Genomic DNA, 15,357 nt, shown 5'->3' with positions numbered 1-15,357 from the left:
AATAAGATCACACGTTGAGTTTTGATGATTAAAGTTAGCTTTAACGGTATAGGCTTTTTTTGGTATCCACAAGCTGTTCTTTTTAGAAATCATCATTTTTTTCAAGGATATGCAAGAGGCGTCTCAGATGTTTTGAACAGATCTTCTTGAATGGTAGGGGTTTTTTGACCCGTAGGAGTGGCAAGATCTATCCCGAGTAAACCCATAAAGGCCATAGCCATTAATCCTGTCATAATAAATGTGATACCCATTCCTTCAAGTCCTTTGGGAATATTAGAATAAGTCAGTTTTTCACGAATAGCTGCGATCAATGCAATAGCTAGCCACCACCCCAATCCTGATCCAAATGAGAAGATCACATTGGCGATTAATGGATATTCACGTGTAGTTGCAAATAACACTCCACCAAGAATCGCACAGTTCACTGTAATTAATGGTAAGAACATTCCTAGAGCGTGATAAAGAGGAGGAGAAAACCTTTCGATAATGATTTCAAGGATCTGTACAAAAGCTGCAATGACAGAAATAAAAATAATGAGATTTAGAAAACTTAAATCTACTTCTCCAAAGTTGAAACCAAGAAAATCAAGCCAAGAAAGTGCTCCTTGTTTTGTGACAAAATAAAATACAAACCAATTTAGTACACCGGAAGCAGTTAATACAACAGTGACTGCCATTCCAAGTCCATTGGCTGTAGTAAGGCGATTAGAGCAAGCTAGATAGCTACACATTCCTAAAAAATAGGAAAGAAGAATATTTTGGATGAAAACTGATTGGATCAGCAAACCAAAAAGATTTAATAATGTATAATTTCCTATCCACATAGCATTATGTTGATTTATCTTTTTTATTTATGAGATTCGTGATCCAGATAAAAAAACCAAGAATAAAAAAAGCTGCTGGCGCGAGGACCATGATACCAAAATTTTGATAACGATCAGGATGTTCTGCTGTTGCATACCAACTTTCAGGGATAATTTGGATGCCAAAGAGCTGACCAAATCCGAAAAATTCGCGCAATCCAGCAACTAAAAAAAGAATATATCCATATCCAAGACCTGCAGATAATCCATCCAAAAAAGCAGGAATCGGAGAAACATGACGAGCCATACTTTCAGTTCGACCCATCACAATACAGTTTGTAATAATCAAACCTACAAACACGGAAAGAGTTTTAGAAATATTAAAAAAATAGGCGCGTAAAAATTGATCGACGGTGATAACAAAAGAAGAAATAATGGCAAGCTGAGTAATCATTCGTACACTATCAGGAGTCACGCGACGCAAAATTGAAACGAAGAAACAAGAAAATCCTGTTACGAGGCTGACTGCAATTGCCATGGTTAAAGCGGTATTTAGCGTGGTGGTCACAGCAAGAGCAGAACAAATACCTAAAATAGCAATTAAGATCTGGTTACTTTTCCAAAGAGGATCTAGAAAATAGGTTTTAAGATTAAGCTCTTTAGTCATTTGATGTATTTTCCTTATATTTAATTAAAAATTCCCTATACGGAGTAAGAGAATTTTTATAAGCAGCTGTGACCCCATCACCAGTCAGTGTAGCTCCTGAAATTCCATCGACAGCACTTCTAGCTTTAGGTGAATCTCTATATACATCGCTTACCTTGCCTTTGACAACAATAATTCCCATATCGCTTGTTTGTAAATCGGGATTACCATCTACTGAGGCTTGAAAAATTTCTTTCCCAAAAAACTGCTTTTGCCACCATGGTTCACCAATGTTTGCTCCTAAACCTGGAGTTTCTGCATGTTCATACCAAGTGGTTCCAATGACTTTATCGTTATGTGGATTAAGAGCAAGATAGCCATAGATTGGCCCCCACAGCCCAAAACCAGAAACAGGGATGACAAAGACAGAGATTTTTTTCAGATCCTTGATCACCTCTTCTGAGGTCACTTCCATTGCATTTGATTCATTAGGTAAAATTGCATAGAAGAGTTTATAAGGAAGAGAGGCGTATCCTGTTTGGTGATGTTTTTCGAGATAATCGGATAGAATGACTTTTTGCTCTTCTAATGTAGATATTTCTCCTTTAATTGTTGTAAGTAAAGGACGGATACGAGCATTAGCAAGCTCTTTAATCTCTTCATCAGAAGCTATTGGAGGTTCTCCCTCTACTTCAATAAGAATGTTTTGATGGTGATCATATTGGGCTGGAGTAATTTTTTCTGTTGCCTCATCAAAAATTTCAAAATACCCCGTGTTATTAAGAATTTTTGCAGCAATTAACATTTGTCTGCTTTGATCGAAATTCTTTGCTTCTTCTTGAGGTGTATGCAAAAGGTAAGCAATGACAGATAAAAGTAAGCCACAGATACAACAAAGAGAAGTCATGAAGAGAAGAATTTGAAAATCAGTATGAGGAACTCGTTTATTTTTTAGTCCGACCACGAATTACTCTCCTTCGATAATAGCGAACGACATAATAATCGATTAAGGGAGCAAAGACATTTCCAAAAAGGATAGCTAGCATGACTCCCTCAGGATAAGCTGGATTAATTAAACGAATTAAAATAGTCACAATTCCTATCAATACTCCATAAATCCATAAACCTCCTCGCATCCCCGGAGAAGTCACAGGTTCAGTAGCCATAAAAACAAGGCCAAAAGCTAACCCTCCCATCAGGAATTGCCTGTGGATAGGCATAATATATCGAGCTGGATTCCAAGCTCCATTATCTACTCCTGTTTGAGTAGAAAAAAATTGAAAAAGATAAGCAGTAGCAAATGCACCAATCCCATAGGCGACCATCGTACGCCATGCTCCCACTCCTGTATAAATCAAAAACAAACTACCAAGTAAGCAAGCAAATACAGAAGTTTCACCCATGCTTCCTAAAACATTGCCCCAAAAGAGGTTGCCATCAGTAAATTTTTCTAATCCAAAAATCGATTCTGTCGCATGATAAGCAGCAGAAAAGTTCCCTGGTAATAGACCTAGCCCTCCTTCTGTGATGGGGCTAGTTAAAAAATCACGCATTTGATCAATTGTCAGACTTCCTAGTTCTGCACTGTGGTTACCAACTTCATTCCATCTATTGAAATACGATTGGATTAATTCATAATGAGGTGCTTTTGTACCAAGTGTATTTGTGGCAATTGCACTGACATGGATTTGCTTAATTTCTGGAATTGCTGTGTTTAATCCTTGAAGAGCTGTTGCTTGTGAAAATCCATCAATTTCAGATAGACCAGCCTCAGTATTCATTTTTTGTAAACTTTGTGTGATAGTTGTTGGATTACTCCCTACCCAAACATCTCCTGTCATTTTTCCAGGAAAAGTAAAAAATAAAAAAGCCCGTGCTGTAAGAGCAGGATTTAAAATATTCATACCTGTTCCACCAAATAGTTCTTTTCCTATAACCACCCCAAAAATCACAGCTACAGCTACCATCCAGTAGGGAATGGTAGGAGGGAGTGCTAATGGATAGAGAATGCCCGTCACCAAAAAACCTTCTGCAATTTCATGTCTTCGAATTGAAGCAATAATGCCTTCACAGACTCCTCCAACAGCATAGCTGATGAATGTCACTGGAAGAAAAATCTGGATTCCCTCTTTAAGGATCATCAAATAGCGATGATTTGCAAATGTAAAGGAAAAATAGCCTTTAAAAGAAGAAGAGGCGATCAGATAGTTTTTCATAAGCTTTGCATCTCCGCTGCCATAGACAATTTTTTGCAATCCAGTGTTCCAAATCGTCATGAGAATCACTGGAACTAAAGCAATACAAACAATCATCATCCATCTTTTTAAGTCGATGGCATCGCGAATAAAAGGGGCAGATTTTGTATTTAAGGGGACTTCATAACAAAACGCATCGATAGCTGAGACAAAAGGACGCCATCTATAAAAAGGTTTCCCTTTTTCAAAAAAAGCTAATTGAAAATCTAAAAAACGTCGTAACATACTTCGAAAAGTAGCAAATTTTTTGGTAATTGAGAAGAAAAAAGCCTTTTTCTTCTCTCTATTTATCTGTAATCTTCAGTAAAGTGAATCATTTTAAACACATTCTATTTTTTTCTTTGATCGGTTTGCTTATCGGTATTTTCCTTTTTCCCGATAAGCTTTTCCTTGCCTCTATCCATTATCAAGCTACCCGCTATTTCCACAAGGTGGCTGGACTAGAATTGAATTACAAAGCTTTGATTTGGGAAAATGGGCAAATCATATTTAAAAATGGAGCCCTTGTAAAACCAGGAAAATGCCAGGCAGTGTTTACTGAGGCTTGCCTCTCTCCTCATTTAGATTTTAAAGATCAGGCAATCGGAGGAGTTCTAGAAATAAAAGGATTAAAGATACTCGATCAAAAAGTAAAGTCTCAAAAATTCCCTTCATCTTTTCCTTCTTTTTCTCCTTTTTTTAAGTGTGATCTTAAAACTGTAATTCAAGATGGAGAATTTATATTTACAGATCAGAATTTAGGAAGCCCTTCTTCTAATGATCATTTACACTTCGATCTTGAATGTCAGCTTATAGAACAAGAAGCTTTTGGATTTTTTACATGCACGTGGAATGACAATGAGCCAAATTTAAGAACAGATTTTTCGATGATGAAAAATGGATTTATTCATCTTAAGACAAATTTCTTATCTAATTCATTACCAAAAATATATGAGATTATCTCACATTTTTTTTATACCTATATCCCTGATTCAATGATGCAATGGGATTTTAAATCTGGAATAGTCAACGGAAATCTTAATCTCTCCCTTTATCAAGGTCTTCCTATGTGTATTCAGGGCACAGTCTATTTAGCTAATCTACATGCAGAGAATAGATTACTCGAATTAATAGGAGAGATTGATTCTTGCGAAGCAGATTTAGATGTCGATCTTTCTTCAGTAGAAACGATACACGGAGATGTGGTTCTACAAGGAGGAAGGTTAGCTCTTCAGAAAACAGCTAAATTTTGGCAGGGATTATGGGATTTAAGAAATTTACATACTCAAATTTGTGTACGAGAAGGAAAAGTTGAAAGCTCAATTTTAGCAGGAAATTTTATGGGAATGGATGGAGGACTGATTCTTGATTGGCATGCAGATAGCCTCATTCAAATGGATTTTCAGGGAGATTCAACTGCAATTTCCACCTTTTTCCCTGATGATTATCGAGATAACTTGCGTGAAGTATTCGCGAATGATCATTTTAATTTAAAAGCCTCTGTTTCCAAATTGAAATCAGGTTTAGAGCTAGAGGGAAATATTCTCATTAAAGGAGAAGAAGAATATGCACTTGCTTTTGGCTGTCTATTTGGGAAAGAACAAAGAGGGATCAAAGAGATTGCTGAAAATTTACCTTTTTCTCTTTCTAGATCAGTTGATTTGTTTTTAGATCATGTTGCTGATCAGTTTTGTCTTTCACAAAAATGGCTTGGATGGTTTACAGGTCAACAATTTCCTTTGGAGAAATTTCTTTCTCCTTTTCTTTTACAAAATCTTGAGATCAAAGCGTCAGGTTTAACAGATTTTCAGGGGACTTTTGATGAGAACTATCTTATTATTTCTTATGAGGGAAAAAATTTTCAAATTGACAACCCTCACTTTTCTTTATCTGCTGACTGTGTTGAGCAGGGGCATGATCTAAATGCTGTCTATCAAGTGAATTTGCAGACATGGGACTATGTTGGGGTTCTTCCTTTGAAAAATGTCACCTATTATCACAAGAGCCGTGATCTATTATTTGAATCTGGTCATGCCATGGCTTATTTTCAGAATAATTTTATGCATATTGAGGAGATTGAAATTTATTCAAATCAGCTATTATTAAAAGGTTCTGTAAAAATTGAAGTGAGAGAGGTTAATGATATCGATTTAAGAATTTCTGCAGACGATTTTTCTGGTTCTGCCTCCGATTTACAAACACTTCTCTCTCATTTTTGCGATTCGATTTTTTGGGAGATTCCATTTGAAGGAGAGGTAGAGAGTGAAGGAAAAGGTTGTGTATTTTGTTTTCATCTTGACCCTCATCCAGTTCTGATTTCAGGAAATTTTGAAGGAAAATTCGCAGGGTTTTTTAAAGAACTTCAGTTAAGATGTGGGGGACGTATTGCTTATGATCTAAATAACATCATATTTGATATTTCGACAGACTTTTGCTCTTTTCAAGGACTCGCTAATCATCATGAGATTCTATGTCAAGGAGAAGGCATCATGTTTCACGCTAATCGTTTGGCTCAAGATTTAGATGTGACACATTTTGCCTATAAAAACTGGGAAGGTTTAGGGAAGATTATATGGGATGGGCAAGAGATTTTTTTGCGGGATTTTCATCTCTACGATAGAGAAAAAAAAGGAGAGATGGCTTTTTCAGCTATCTATCATCGTGAACAAAAAGAGTTGAAAGGAAATCTTGAATCTTTTCAATGGAAATTGAGTAAATCTTCTTCTCTATGGAAACCAGTTGGAGAGATTATGAGCACAGGAAAATTTGAATGGAATCTTAGGGACGGATTAAATGCTCATTTAAACACTGCTTTCCACAATCTTGAGTTTGGAGGGATACATTTTGGAGATGGTGATGCATTGACCTGTATATATTCCTCCAAGAAAGGATTAACAATTGAAGGTTTAGAAGTAGATATTCCTACCCCGACAGGATTTGAAAAATATAAATTAGGTCGCTTTTTCTATGATTTAAATGAGCAAAGATGTTGTTTTGAAGAATTTGATATCTCTTTACCTCCAGAAAAATTTCCCTGGATGACAGAGCTTATAGCCAATCTTTTTCCAAGTAAAATTTCTCCAAATCTTTTGCAATGGATAAAAGCGTTAAAACAAAATGAACCCTTAGAAGGGCGTCTTTCAATTGAAATGATTCCTGATAAATTATGGCTTCATCTGGTTTTAAAAGATGGAACCTATAATGTTTGTGGTCAGAAATTTAATATTGAAAACTTTTTTCTTCTCTATGATCCTCTCCATTTTAATCTTTGGATGAAGATCCTATACCAAGACAATGACTATTGGGCTCATGTGGTTATGGATAGTGAAAATGTCAATAAGGGAATACTCAAGATTAGTGATGATGAATTATCTCCAGACATTTCCAGTGAAAAGGGATTAGTATGTGAATGGAGCTATGATTACCAAACTGGATTACATATTGATCGTATTACAGGGGAAGTACGAGGATTAGAGTGTGCTCTTTATTCATCTAAATCCCTTAATCTTTCTCAAGAGAACACATTAAAAGGGAAAATTCACTTCGATACTTTTGAATTATCTCATCTTTTTGGCCCACGATTAGGAGAGATAGTCAACCATTTTTCTATCTTAGGTCATTATCTTTTAGAAGGCGTTTTGACAATTCCTGAGTGGAATTTCAACTACTTTTCATTTTCTGGCAGTTTAACTGGATCAAAAATTCAATTTGCTGGGTTTGCATTTGATACAATTGTTTCCGAGGTAGTGTATGATCGAAATCATTTTAGCTTCACTAATCTGAATGTGATAGATTGGGCGGGTTATCTGTCAATTGGGCAAGTGAATCTTTTTCAAGAGATGGGAATCTGGTCTTTCTTCTGTGATAAGCTCACCCTTGAAGAAGTACGTCTTTCTCGTCTTAAAAGTCCTTGGATTCGTTCACATTTGCGAAATAGATCTTTATTACGTTCCTTTTTTATTCGTAGATTTGATCTCACAGATTTTTGTGGTAATCTAAATGCTCTTGATAGTTTTAGTGGGGAGGGAACTTTCGAATTCACGAATTTGCCGAAGAAAACTCTCTTCACTAATCTTCTTTTCATTCCTACAGAAATTACTGCTAGAATTGGTCTCGATCTCACGAATTTTATTCCTGTTCGTGGTTGTGTCGATTATAAAATTTGTGATGGTAAGATTATTTTTAATGAGTTTAAGGATATGTATAGTGAAGGAAAGCGTTCTCGTTTTTACTTAGTAGAGGGGAGTCCTGCTTACATTGATCTAAAAGGTAACCTGAATTTTAGGCTTAGAATGAAGCAATATAACCTTCTTATGAAGTTAGCTGAATTTTTAACAATCAGTATCAAGGGGACACTTTTACATCCCAAATACACCTTTAGTAACCAATTTGAAGAGGAATAGCAACTTATAATGAACCCTCCTTTAAGGAAGAGAAATATTCATTGTCTCGATATGAGAGGCTCTACCACGCCACATTACAATACCCTGATTCGCCTCATTAAGGGTGACTTTAGGAGAAATCACTGCTTTATTAATCAAGGTTTTTGGTTCAGACCATGTTGAGGTAGAAGCATCATAAGTTGCTGCTTGAATTGAGGTTGGATAGTTCTGAATCCAAACTGCAACCGCATTTCCTCCAGCATTTACAGCAATATCTGGAGCTGCATTAATTCCTCCATTTGAAATTTGAATAGGTTGAGACCACGAATTTGTTAAAGGATCAAACTGAGAAACAAAAATCTGACCTGCACTGGTATTGATCGTATTTAACCAGACTGCAAAAGCCACTCCATTTAAAGCAATACCAAATCTTGGAAAAGTACCTCTACTAATTGTTAAAGATTGTAGCCAATGAGTGCCATTAAAATATGCTGCTTGGATTTCAGTGACAGAGGTATGACTTGTCCACACTACCATTCCTTTGCCATCCTCTGAGATTTTTACATGGGGATGTTCAATATTTCTTTCTTCGGTAATGGTAGTAATATCAGATGTAATAGTTAAGCTATAAGCTGATAGATGAAAAAACATACATAGGAAAGAAAAAAAGTATTTCATTCGAATGGATTTCCTTTCATCATCAACCATCCCATTTTTGATCTAAAAATTTAAATCTAGTATTTCAAAATACGAAGAGATTAACCTTGTTAAACAAAAAATAAATCAAAAAACATGCAATCAAGTCAATTTTTTTTTAGTAAAGCTCTAAAATTATTTTCCGACATTTTATTTCCACAAATATGTCTACATTGTTATCGAAAAACATCTTATTTGATGTGTCAAGAGTGTGCTCTCTATTTTGAATTGATTGATCCATGGAAACGCTGTTATTTTTGTTTTAAAGAGAAGGGAGACCTTCCTTGTTTCAATTGTAAAGATAAAAAAGAATTGAATCTCAAGATGGCTGCTTCTCTAGAGTATATAGGTTCTGTTCAAACATTTGTGAAAAAAATGGCCTCTTTCCAAAAAGTATATCTGGCTAAAATAGCAGGGGCATTTATGTTTTTACAGTTTGAAAGATTGGGATGGGAACTACCTGACCTGGTGATACCAGTCCCACATTCTGTTTGGTTTCAAGATCATATGATGCTTCTAGCACAAGCCTTTGCAAAATATGTCAAGAGGAAGGTCTACCCATGTATAGGACGGCGAATGACTCTTCTTCCACGAAGAAATTTTCATGAAGAGGAGTTTGAAGCTCCTCAAAGGACAGAATGTTACCTAAAAAAAAAGGCGAATATTAAAGGTAAGACTCTTCTTTTGATCGATAATGTCATGCAAAGAGGAGAAGCCCTAAGTCAAAAAGCTGATCTACTAAGACAAGGAATGGCTAAAAAAATTTATGTTATGGCATTCACAGAAATGATGTCATAAATAAAGTAGGGTCTTTTCAAAGAGGGTGTTCTTTAGCAGGATCTTGAGTGACATTTACATGGCCAATCAGTTGGACACCTTCATCAACACATAAAGATCTAGCTTTTATATCTCCTTTAATCAAAGCTTCTCCTCTTAGTTCAAGTTTTTCTTGCACTACAATATTGCCCTCAACTTCTCCTTCGATGACTGCTTCACGTAAATTAAGATTTGCTTTAACTTTCCCTTTCGGTCCAATAATCACTTTCCCTTGTGAAAGTAGTTCTCCTTCAAATGAACCATCGATACGCAGTAGGCGTTCGAAACTCAGTTCTCCACGAAAAGTGACTCCTTCACCAAGAGTAGTTTCTGGATCTTCTTCTTTCATAAAATGATGAGGAAGAGAGGCAGTGTCTTCAGAAATATTCCATTGCTGCTCATCTTGACTCTCATTAGGAAGAGAACGGTTAGAAGCTCTTCCTACTTGAGGATGGGGTTTATCAAAAATTCGAGGAGGAATTTCTTCCTTTATTGATCCATATTTATAAGGAGATGAAGTATGGGGCTCTTGATCGTAGATTAATGCATTTTCATCTAATGGATTTTTTGTTGGACGGCGAAACATAGTATACCTAATTTAAATAATTAATCCTCAATATTGCGTCGACAAAAGGCAATCTGTCGTCTTAATGATTCATCTTTTTTGATTTTATTTTCAATAGTCTTACATGCATGTAAGATTGTAGAATGCGTTTTACCGAAAGAGTTGCCAATCATCATTAAAGAATCATTAATCATTTCTTTAGCTAAGAACATAGCCGCTTGTCTCGCAATAGCAATCTCTTTAGTCCGTGTTGTTCCCTTTAAATCATTGACACGTACTTGGAAAACAGTCGAAACACTTTTGAGAATATTTTCAACAGAGACTTTCTTCTTAGGAGCGACTTGGAAGAGCTCACTCAATGTCTCTTCAACCAGTTGTTCAGATACTTCTTGTCCTAGGAGACGACAGTGAGCTGTTAAACGGTTAATAGCTCCTTCAAGTTGACGAACGTTGCTAAAAACATGCTCAGCAATAAAAAAAGCTACTCGATTTGGAATCTTCAATCCCTTCTGATCAGCTTTATGTTGCAAGATAGCCACTTGAGTCTCTAAATCAGGCATACCGACATGCGCAACAAGCCCCCATTCCATCCGTGCTACAATTCTTTCAGAGAGTTTGAGTTGTCCAGGAGGTTTATCGCTGGTAATCACAATCTGTTTGTTTTGATTAATTAAACTTTCAAATGTATTACAGAATTCCTCTTCAAAGTTTAATCGATTCTGTAGAAATTGAATATCATCTACGAGTAAAATATCTAAAGAACGGTAAAAACGCTTCATTTTATCAACAGATTTACTACGCAGATTGTCAACGAGATCGTTGATAAATCCTTCAGTAGTGATGCATTGTACACGTAATTTTTTATGATTTTCATGCACGTGATGACCAATACCATGTAATAAATGTGTCTTTCCTAACCCGACACCTCCATGGATAAAAAGAGGATTATAAGAACGACCAGGACGGTTAGCAATTCCCATTGCAGCCGATTTCACAAATTGATTGGAAGGACCTTCAATAAAATTATCAAATCGATAAGAAGGGTTAAGTTTTAGTTGATATTCATGCGTGTCTTGAGTGGAAGATGATGTAGGTATTGTAGATAATGTAGGTGTGGTATGCTTTTTTTGATCAGCAATGACAAAAATAATTGCAGGTTCACCCTCACCATTGATCGGTAAAAAAGAACATAAATCACGTGCATAATTATCTAGCAAATAAGCTTTAACAAAGATATTTGGGACTTCTAAAGTTATAGATTCTGAAGAGGATTCCAAGACCTTGATAGGAGCTAGCCAATTTTCAAAGGCAATTAAAGAACAGCGTTTTTTTACGTATTCAAGAAACTGTGTCCAAGTGCGAGTATCGCATGTCAGCATAGAAATTTCCTCTGCATGAAGATATAAACAATGTTTTCCACAATAGCTTCAGAGCCATATTTTTGAGTTGTAAACAAGATTGAGAATGTACCATCTGGTTTGTTAGGTCGCAAGGAGTTTAATATGCAAAAAAAAGAAGATAGAGACTAAATGTTTCATCATCAAAGTAGTTTGATTGAAAAAAAATCAAAAATAATTTTAAAAAATTTAAATTATTGATAATAAATATTGTAAACAAATTTTCCACAAAATTTATGAAGTAAGAATCTCTTGTTAAATCTTTTGGAAATTGATTGACTATCCTTTTAAAAATAGAAAAAGCAGGTATAAAAAAATCACCAACAACATATTATTTCAGTCACCATTAAGCCTCTCTTTTTATCGCTTCCAAAAGCGTGAAATTTAAAATGAGGAAAATAGTCTCTAGCTATATTTAAAAAGGGGAGCATATTATTTGGAATAGAACTAGGAGGAATGTGGATCGGAGATCAGAATAATAAAGCCCCTGCTTTATCGACAAGGATTAGTAATAGGTAGTCAATAAAGCAGAGACATCATTAGCAATAGTTAAATCTTGACTTTTTTCAAGCTCTTTTGCAAGTGCAAAAGCTTGATTTTTTTCGCTCGAAAGTAGTAGAGCTTTTACTTTGTTAAGCTGCGTTAGTTCATGGGAAGGATCGAGTAGAAGCGCTCGATTAAGAATTTCAATCGCTTTTTTTCCATTGCTCATTTGCAAATGAAGCGCACCAAGAGTTTGCATGTCGTAAGTGTTTGAAGGATCGATGATGACAAGGGCTTCAAAAAAAAGAAGTGCTTTGTTATATTGTCCTTCTCTTAAAAACGAAAAACCTGCAAATCGAAGTTCTTCGATTTGCTCATCTGTCCATCCTAAAATAGATCTCCAATTAGAAGAAGTCATGATGTTTAGGCCTGTACAAATTGGCACATACGTGTAATCACAAAATTGATCATATCGTTTACCTGCTTGATTCCTTCGATCATATGAATAATTGCTTCGCCTTCTTGATTCAGTACATCTTGACTAGTTTGTGTTTCTTTTTGCTTATTAGAAAGCCTGCTTTCAGCTTGAGTATTTAGAAAGGTGCGAATTTTATTTATATCAGCAATTTGCTTTTCAGGTGTTCCTAATGAAGGGGCAAGATAAGGAGAAGCAGCTAGCCGTTGTGAGTAATAGTTTTCAGGAATATTGAAGCCAGCCCATGTTTTTTTTCGATAGGTCTCCATGAGCCGAACTATCGCAGATAATTTTGGAATCAGATCCAAGATACTCGTTTGTTTTGCGACTAGATAGGATTGACTTATTGGAAGATGATATTGCTTATAAAAAGCTTCTACTTCCTCCTGATCCCGGGCAAATCTCTCATGAGCATGAATATCGTAGTTATAAATTTTCACCATATTTCTATTTTAACTATTTAAATCGTTTGAATCACGCAAAATGTTTTGTAAAATTCTGATATCATTTTATATTAGCATAGATGGCTATAAAAGACACTTTATCTCTTACTATTCCTGCTTCTCCTATTCAATATGATGTGGTTTTTGGAGAATATCTCTTGAAAGAGGTTTTTGTATTTCTTAAGTCTTATCCTTTTAGAGATCTTCTTATTACAACAACAACGATTGCAAAGTTTCTTCCTGATATCCAACATCATAAGATCATTCTTCAGGAAGAGCTACCTATTAAATCTCGTGGAATGAAAGAAAACATCGAAGATCTTTTAATCAAAAAAGGGTATGGCCGTGACACTTGTTTAATCGCTGTTGGAGGAGGAGAGCTTCTTGATCTTATTGGATTTGTAGCTTCAACTTATTGTCGTGGAATACCTTATATTTCAATTCCCACCACTTTAATTGCAATGACAGATGCTTCCATTGGAGGGAAGACAGGGGTGAATCTAAAAGATGCAAAGAATTGGATTGGAACTTTTTATCATCCTATGAGAGTGTTTATTGATTTCTCTTTGCTCACTACTCTTCCTCAGCAAGAATTTGTTTATGGCCTTGCAGAGACAATCAAACATAGCTTGATTGCTGATCGTGATTTTTTTGATTTTCTTGAGTTAAATTATGTTGATATTCTGGCAAGAGATCCCTTGCTTATTCAAGAAATGATTCGTAGAAGTTGTTTGATTAAGCAATCTATTGTAGAAAAAGATCCTTATGAAATAAAGGGTTTACGACAGATATTGAATTTTGGCCACTCAATTGGTCATGCTTTAGAGACTTTTTCTAATTATACTCTTGCTCATGGACAGGCTGTATTCATCGGAATGTTAGTTGAAGCAGCAATAGCAAGACGTCTTGGTTACCTTTCTTCGGCTTCTTATGAGCGTATTCGCAGGTTTTTTGATAAACTTCCTATTCGGGTAGATCTCCCTTATGATTTTCCTTACCAAGGGTTAGCTGTTGATAAAAAAGGAGCTTACCAATTTGTTGTTCTTAGAGACTTGGGGTTAGTAGTTTCCTCTAATGGGAAGTATACAGCGGATTTAACAAAAGAGTATTTAGATCTGGGTTGGCAAGATGTTATGTGCTCCTATTAGGACAGATTCATTGAAAGCAGTCAAATTAGCTAATGCAAAAGCAGATTTGATTGAACTACGTCTTGATCTTTTTACCCCAAAAAATCTTAGAGTCCTTAGATCAGCTTGTCAGAAACCTGTGATTTTTAAACTGAGTCGATTTGATCCTTCTATCCTCTCTTTTGATCCTGACATGATAGATCTTCCATTTGGAGTTGAGATTGATTTACCGCTTCCTCGGATTTGTTCCTACCATGATCAAGAGAGAACTCCTGATCTTGAACACTTATATAAGAAAATAAAAGCATATAAAGCAGATTATTATAAAATTGTGACTTATGCTCGATCCACATCAGATTCTCTAAGAATGTTGGAGCTGATGAAGAAGACAGGTGTCATTGGGCTTTGTATGGGAGAGATGGGGAAGATCACTCGAATTTTAGCTCCAATTTTTGGAGCACCATGGAATTATGCTCCATTATCTTTGTCACAGGTCACAGCGGATGGGCAGCTTTTACTCGATGAACTTCTTTCTACTTATCACTACCATACTCTTTCTAAAAATACAGGAGTTTATGGTTTAATAGGGGATCCTATTTCCAAAAGTGTTGGAGATCGAATTCATAATTTTGCATTTCATCAATTAGGGTTAAATGCTGTTTACATAAAGATGAGGGTTAAAAAGCATGAGTGTTCCGATGTACTCCTGCTTTGTGAAAAAATTGGATTTAAAGGTTTAAGTGTAACGATGCCTTTAAAAGAATTAGTTAGAAAAAATCAAGCTATCAATACAGTGGTCTTTTCTAAAAAAAAACCTAGGTATTTTAATAGTGATGGACTAGGGGCTTTACGAGTTCTTGAAAAAACTATTCCTCTCAAAGGGAAACGCATGGTCATTCTTGGGGCTGGAGGGACAGCTATTGCAATTGCTGATGAGGCAAAGAAACGAGGAATAGATGTCTGGATTGCGAATAGAAATTTAGCACGTGCTCGTAGAATCACACCGAATGTACTGACTTTAGAAACCTTTGCTTCTAAAGGGTATGATATCCTCATCAACTGTACTCCAGTCTGTCCAGTTTCTACAAAGCAACTTATTAAACAAAGGATTGTGATGGATACAATGATCTCACCAAAAATGACAAGATTGTTACAGGCTGCTCAAAAAAAAGATTGCCTACTGATTTATGGATTAGATATGTTTATTCAACAAGCAGTTGATCAATATTGTTTTTGGTTTGAAGTAGACTGAGGTGGAAACTAGAAATTTTATTTTCTTTTTAATTTCTC

At 35.7% G+C, this 15,357-nt stretch carries 13 protein-coding genes; 4 read left to right on the top strand and 9 right to left on the bottom strand.

Features of this window, described 5'->3' with window-relative positions:
- Nucleotides 1-101: 101 nt before the first annotated feature.
- From nqrE to nqrB, 4 genes are read right to left on the bottom strand one after another with little or no spacing between them, the layout of a single operon-like run.
- The gene (gene nqrE, locus R3E91_02005) at nt 102-824 is read right to left on the bottom strand and encodes an NADH:ubiquinone reductase (Na(+)-transporting) subunit E (GenBank protein MEZ5314973.1); all 723 of its coding nucleotides are present in this window, start codon (nt 822-824) and stop codon (nt 102-104) included.
- Nucleotides 825-828: 4 nt separating this feature from the next.
- A complete protein-coding gene (gene nqrD / locus R3E91_02000; GenBank protein MEZ5314972.1) occupies nt 829-1,470 on the bottom strand; it encodes an NADH:ubiquinone reductase (Na(+)-transporting) subunit D in 642 nt (213 codons plus the stop codon).
- A complete protein-coding gene (gene nqrC, locus R3E91_01995; GenBank protein ID MEZ5314971.1) occupies nt 1,463-2,413 on the bottom strand; it encodes an NADH:ubiquinone reductase (Na(+)-transporting) subunit C in 951 nt (316 codons plus the stop codon). The genes nqrD and nqrC overlap by 8 nt, the downstream gene beginning before the upstream one ends.
- Nucleotides 2,394-3,929, bottom strand: coding sequence for an NADH:ubiquinone reductase (Na(+)-transporting) subunit B (gene nqrB, locus R3E91_01990; protein ID MEZ5314970.1), 1,536 nt, complete (start codon nt 3,927-3,929; stop codon nt 2,394-2,396). The genes nqrC and nqrB overlap by 20 nt, the downstream gene beginning before the upstream one ends.
- A gap of 29 nt (nt 3,930-3,958) precedes the next feature.
- Here nqrB and R3E91_01985 point away from each other — a divergent pair, with 29 nt between their 5' ends.
- Complete coding sequence (locus tag R3E91_01985) at nt 3,959-8,086, top strand: hypothetical protein (protein MEZ5314969.1); 4,128 nt, start codon at nt 3,959-3,961, stop codon at nt 8,084-8,086.
- A gap of 21 nt (nt 8,087-8,107) precedes the next feature.
- Here R3E91_01985 and R3E91_01980 read toward each other — a convergent pair whose 3' ends face one another.
- Nucleotides 8,108-8,743 (bottom strand): hypothetical protein, encoded by a 636-nt coding sequence (locus tag R3E91_01980; GenBank protein MEZ5314968.1) that lies wholly within the window; start codon nt 8,741-8,743, stop codon nt 8,108-8,110.
- A 216-nt stretch (nt 8,744-8,959) separates the two neighbouring features.
- Between R3E91_01980 and R3E91_01975 the strand changes: the two genes are divergently transcribed.
- On the top strand, nt 8,960-9,559 hold the full coding sequence (locus R3E91_01975) for a hypothetical protein (protein ID MEZ5314967.1): 600 nt from the start codon (nt 8,960-8,962) through the stop codon (nt 9,557-9,559).
- 16 nt (nt 9,560-9,575) lie between these two features.
- Here R3E91_01975 and R3E91_01970 read toward each other — a convergent pair whose 3' ends face one another.
- From R3E91_01970 to R3E91_01955, 4 genes are all read right to left on the bottom strand, one after another.
- Entirely contained in the window at nt 9,576-10,163 is a 588-nt protein-coding gene (locus tag R3E91_01970; protein ID MEZ5314966.1) for a polymer-forming cytoskeletal protein, read from the bottom strand.
- A gap of 20 nt (nt 10,164-10,183) precedes the next feature.
- Nucleotides 10,184-11,521, bottom strand: a complete 1,338-nt coding sequence (gene dnaA, locus R3E91_01965; protein ID MEZ5314965.1) for a chromosomal replication initiator protein DnaA — start codon at nt 11,519-11,521, stop codon at nt 10,184-10,186.
- Between the two features lie 523 nt (nt 11,522-12,044).
- Nucleotides 12,045-12,440, bottom strand: coding sequence for a tetratricopeptide repeat protein (locus R3E91_01960; GenBank protein ID MEZ5314964.1), 396 nt, complete (start codon nt 12,438-12,440; stop codon nt 12,045-12,047).
- A 5-nt stretch (nt 12,441-12,445) separates the two neighbouring features.
- A complete protein-coding gene (locus R3E91_01955) occupies nt 12,446-12,940 on the bottom strand; it encodes a DUF5399 family protein (protein ID MEZ5314963.1) in 495 nt (164 codons plus the stop codon).
- Nucleotides 12,941-13,020: 80 nt separating this feature from the next.
- On the opposite strand from R3E91_01955, the gene aroB reads away from it, so the two are divergent.
- Complete coding sequence (gene aroB / locus R3E91_01950; GenBank protein MEZ5314962.1) at nt 13,021-14,088, top strand: 3-dehydroquinate synthase; 1,068 nt, start codon at nt 13,021-13,023, stop codon at nt 14,086-14,088.
- Nucleotides 14,069-15,319, top strand: a complete 1,251-nt coding sequence (locus R3E91_01945; GenBank protein ID MEZ5314961.1) for a type I 3-dehydroquinate dehydratase — start codon at nt 14,069-14,071, stop codon at nt 15,317-15,319. The genes aroB and R3E91_01945 overlap by 20 nt, the downstream gene beginning before the upstream one ends.
- Nucleotides 15,320-15,357: the final 38 nt, after the last annotated feature.

It is taken from the genome of Chlamydiales bacterium (assembly GCA_041395025.1).
GTDB lineage: Bacteria > Chlamydiota > Chlamydiia > Chlamydiales > JAAKFR01 > JAJACP01.
The sequence above is the reverse complement of the archived record's forward strand: the minus strand, read 5'-3'. Positions and strand labels throughout refer to the sequence as shown.

Excerpts from the sequence above, each read along its gene's own strand:
- R3E91_01960 (MEZ5314964.1), bottom strand. The coding sequence starts at position 12,440 with ATGACTTCTTCTAATTGGAGATCTATTTTAGGATGGACAGATGAGCAA.
- R3E91_01980 (MEZ5314968.1), bottom strand. The coding sequence starts at position 8,743 with ATGAAATACTTTTTTTCTTTCCTATGTATGTTTTTTCATCTATCAGCT.
- dnaA (MEZ5314965.1), bottom strand. The coding sequence starts at position 11,521 with ATGCTGACATGCGATACTCGCACTTGGACACAGTTTCTTGAATACGTA.
- nqrD (MEZ5314972.1), bottom strand. The coding sequence starts at position 1,470 with ATGACTAAAGAGCTTAATCTTAAAACCTATTTTCTAGATCCTCTTTGG.
- R3E91_01970 (MEZ5314966.1), bottom strand. The coding sequence starts at position 10,163 with ATGTTTCGCCGTCCAACAAAAAATCCATTAGATGAAAATGCATTAATC.
- R3E91_01945 (MEZ5314961.1), top strand. The coding sequence starts at position 14,069 with ATGTTATGTGCTCCTATTAGGACAGATTCATTGAAAGCAGTCAAATTA.
- nqrE (MEZ5314973.1), bottom strand. The coding sequence starts at position 824 with ATGTGGATAGGAAATTATACATTATTAAATCTTTTTGGTTTGCTGATC.
- aroB (MEZ5314962.1), top strand. The coding sequence starts at position 13,021 with ATGGCTATAAAAGACACTTTATCTCTTACTATTCCTGCTTCTCCTATT.
- R3E91_01975 (MEZ5314967.1), top strand. The coding sequence starts at position 8,960 with ATGTGTCAAGAGTGTGCTCTCTATTTTGAATTGATTGATCCATGGAAA.
- nqrB (MEZ5314970.1), bottom strand. The coding sequence starts at position 3,929 with ATGTTACGACGTTTTTTAGATTTTCAATTAGCTTTTTTTGAAAAAGGG.
- R3E91_01955 (MEZ5314963.1), bottom strand. The coding sequence starts at position 12,940 with ATGGTGAAAATTTATAACTACGATATTCATGCTCATGAGAGATTTGCC.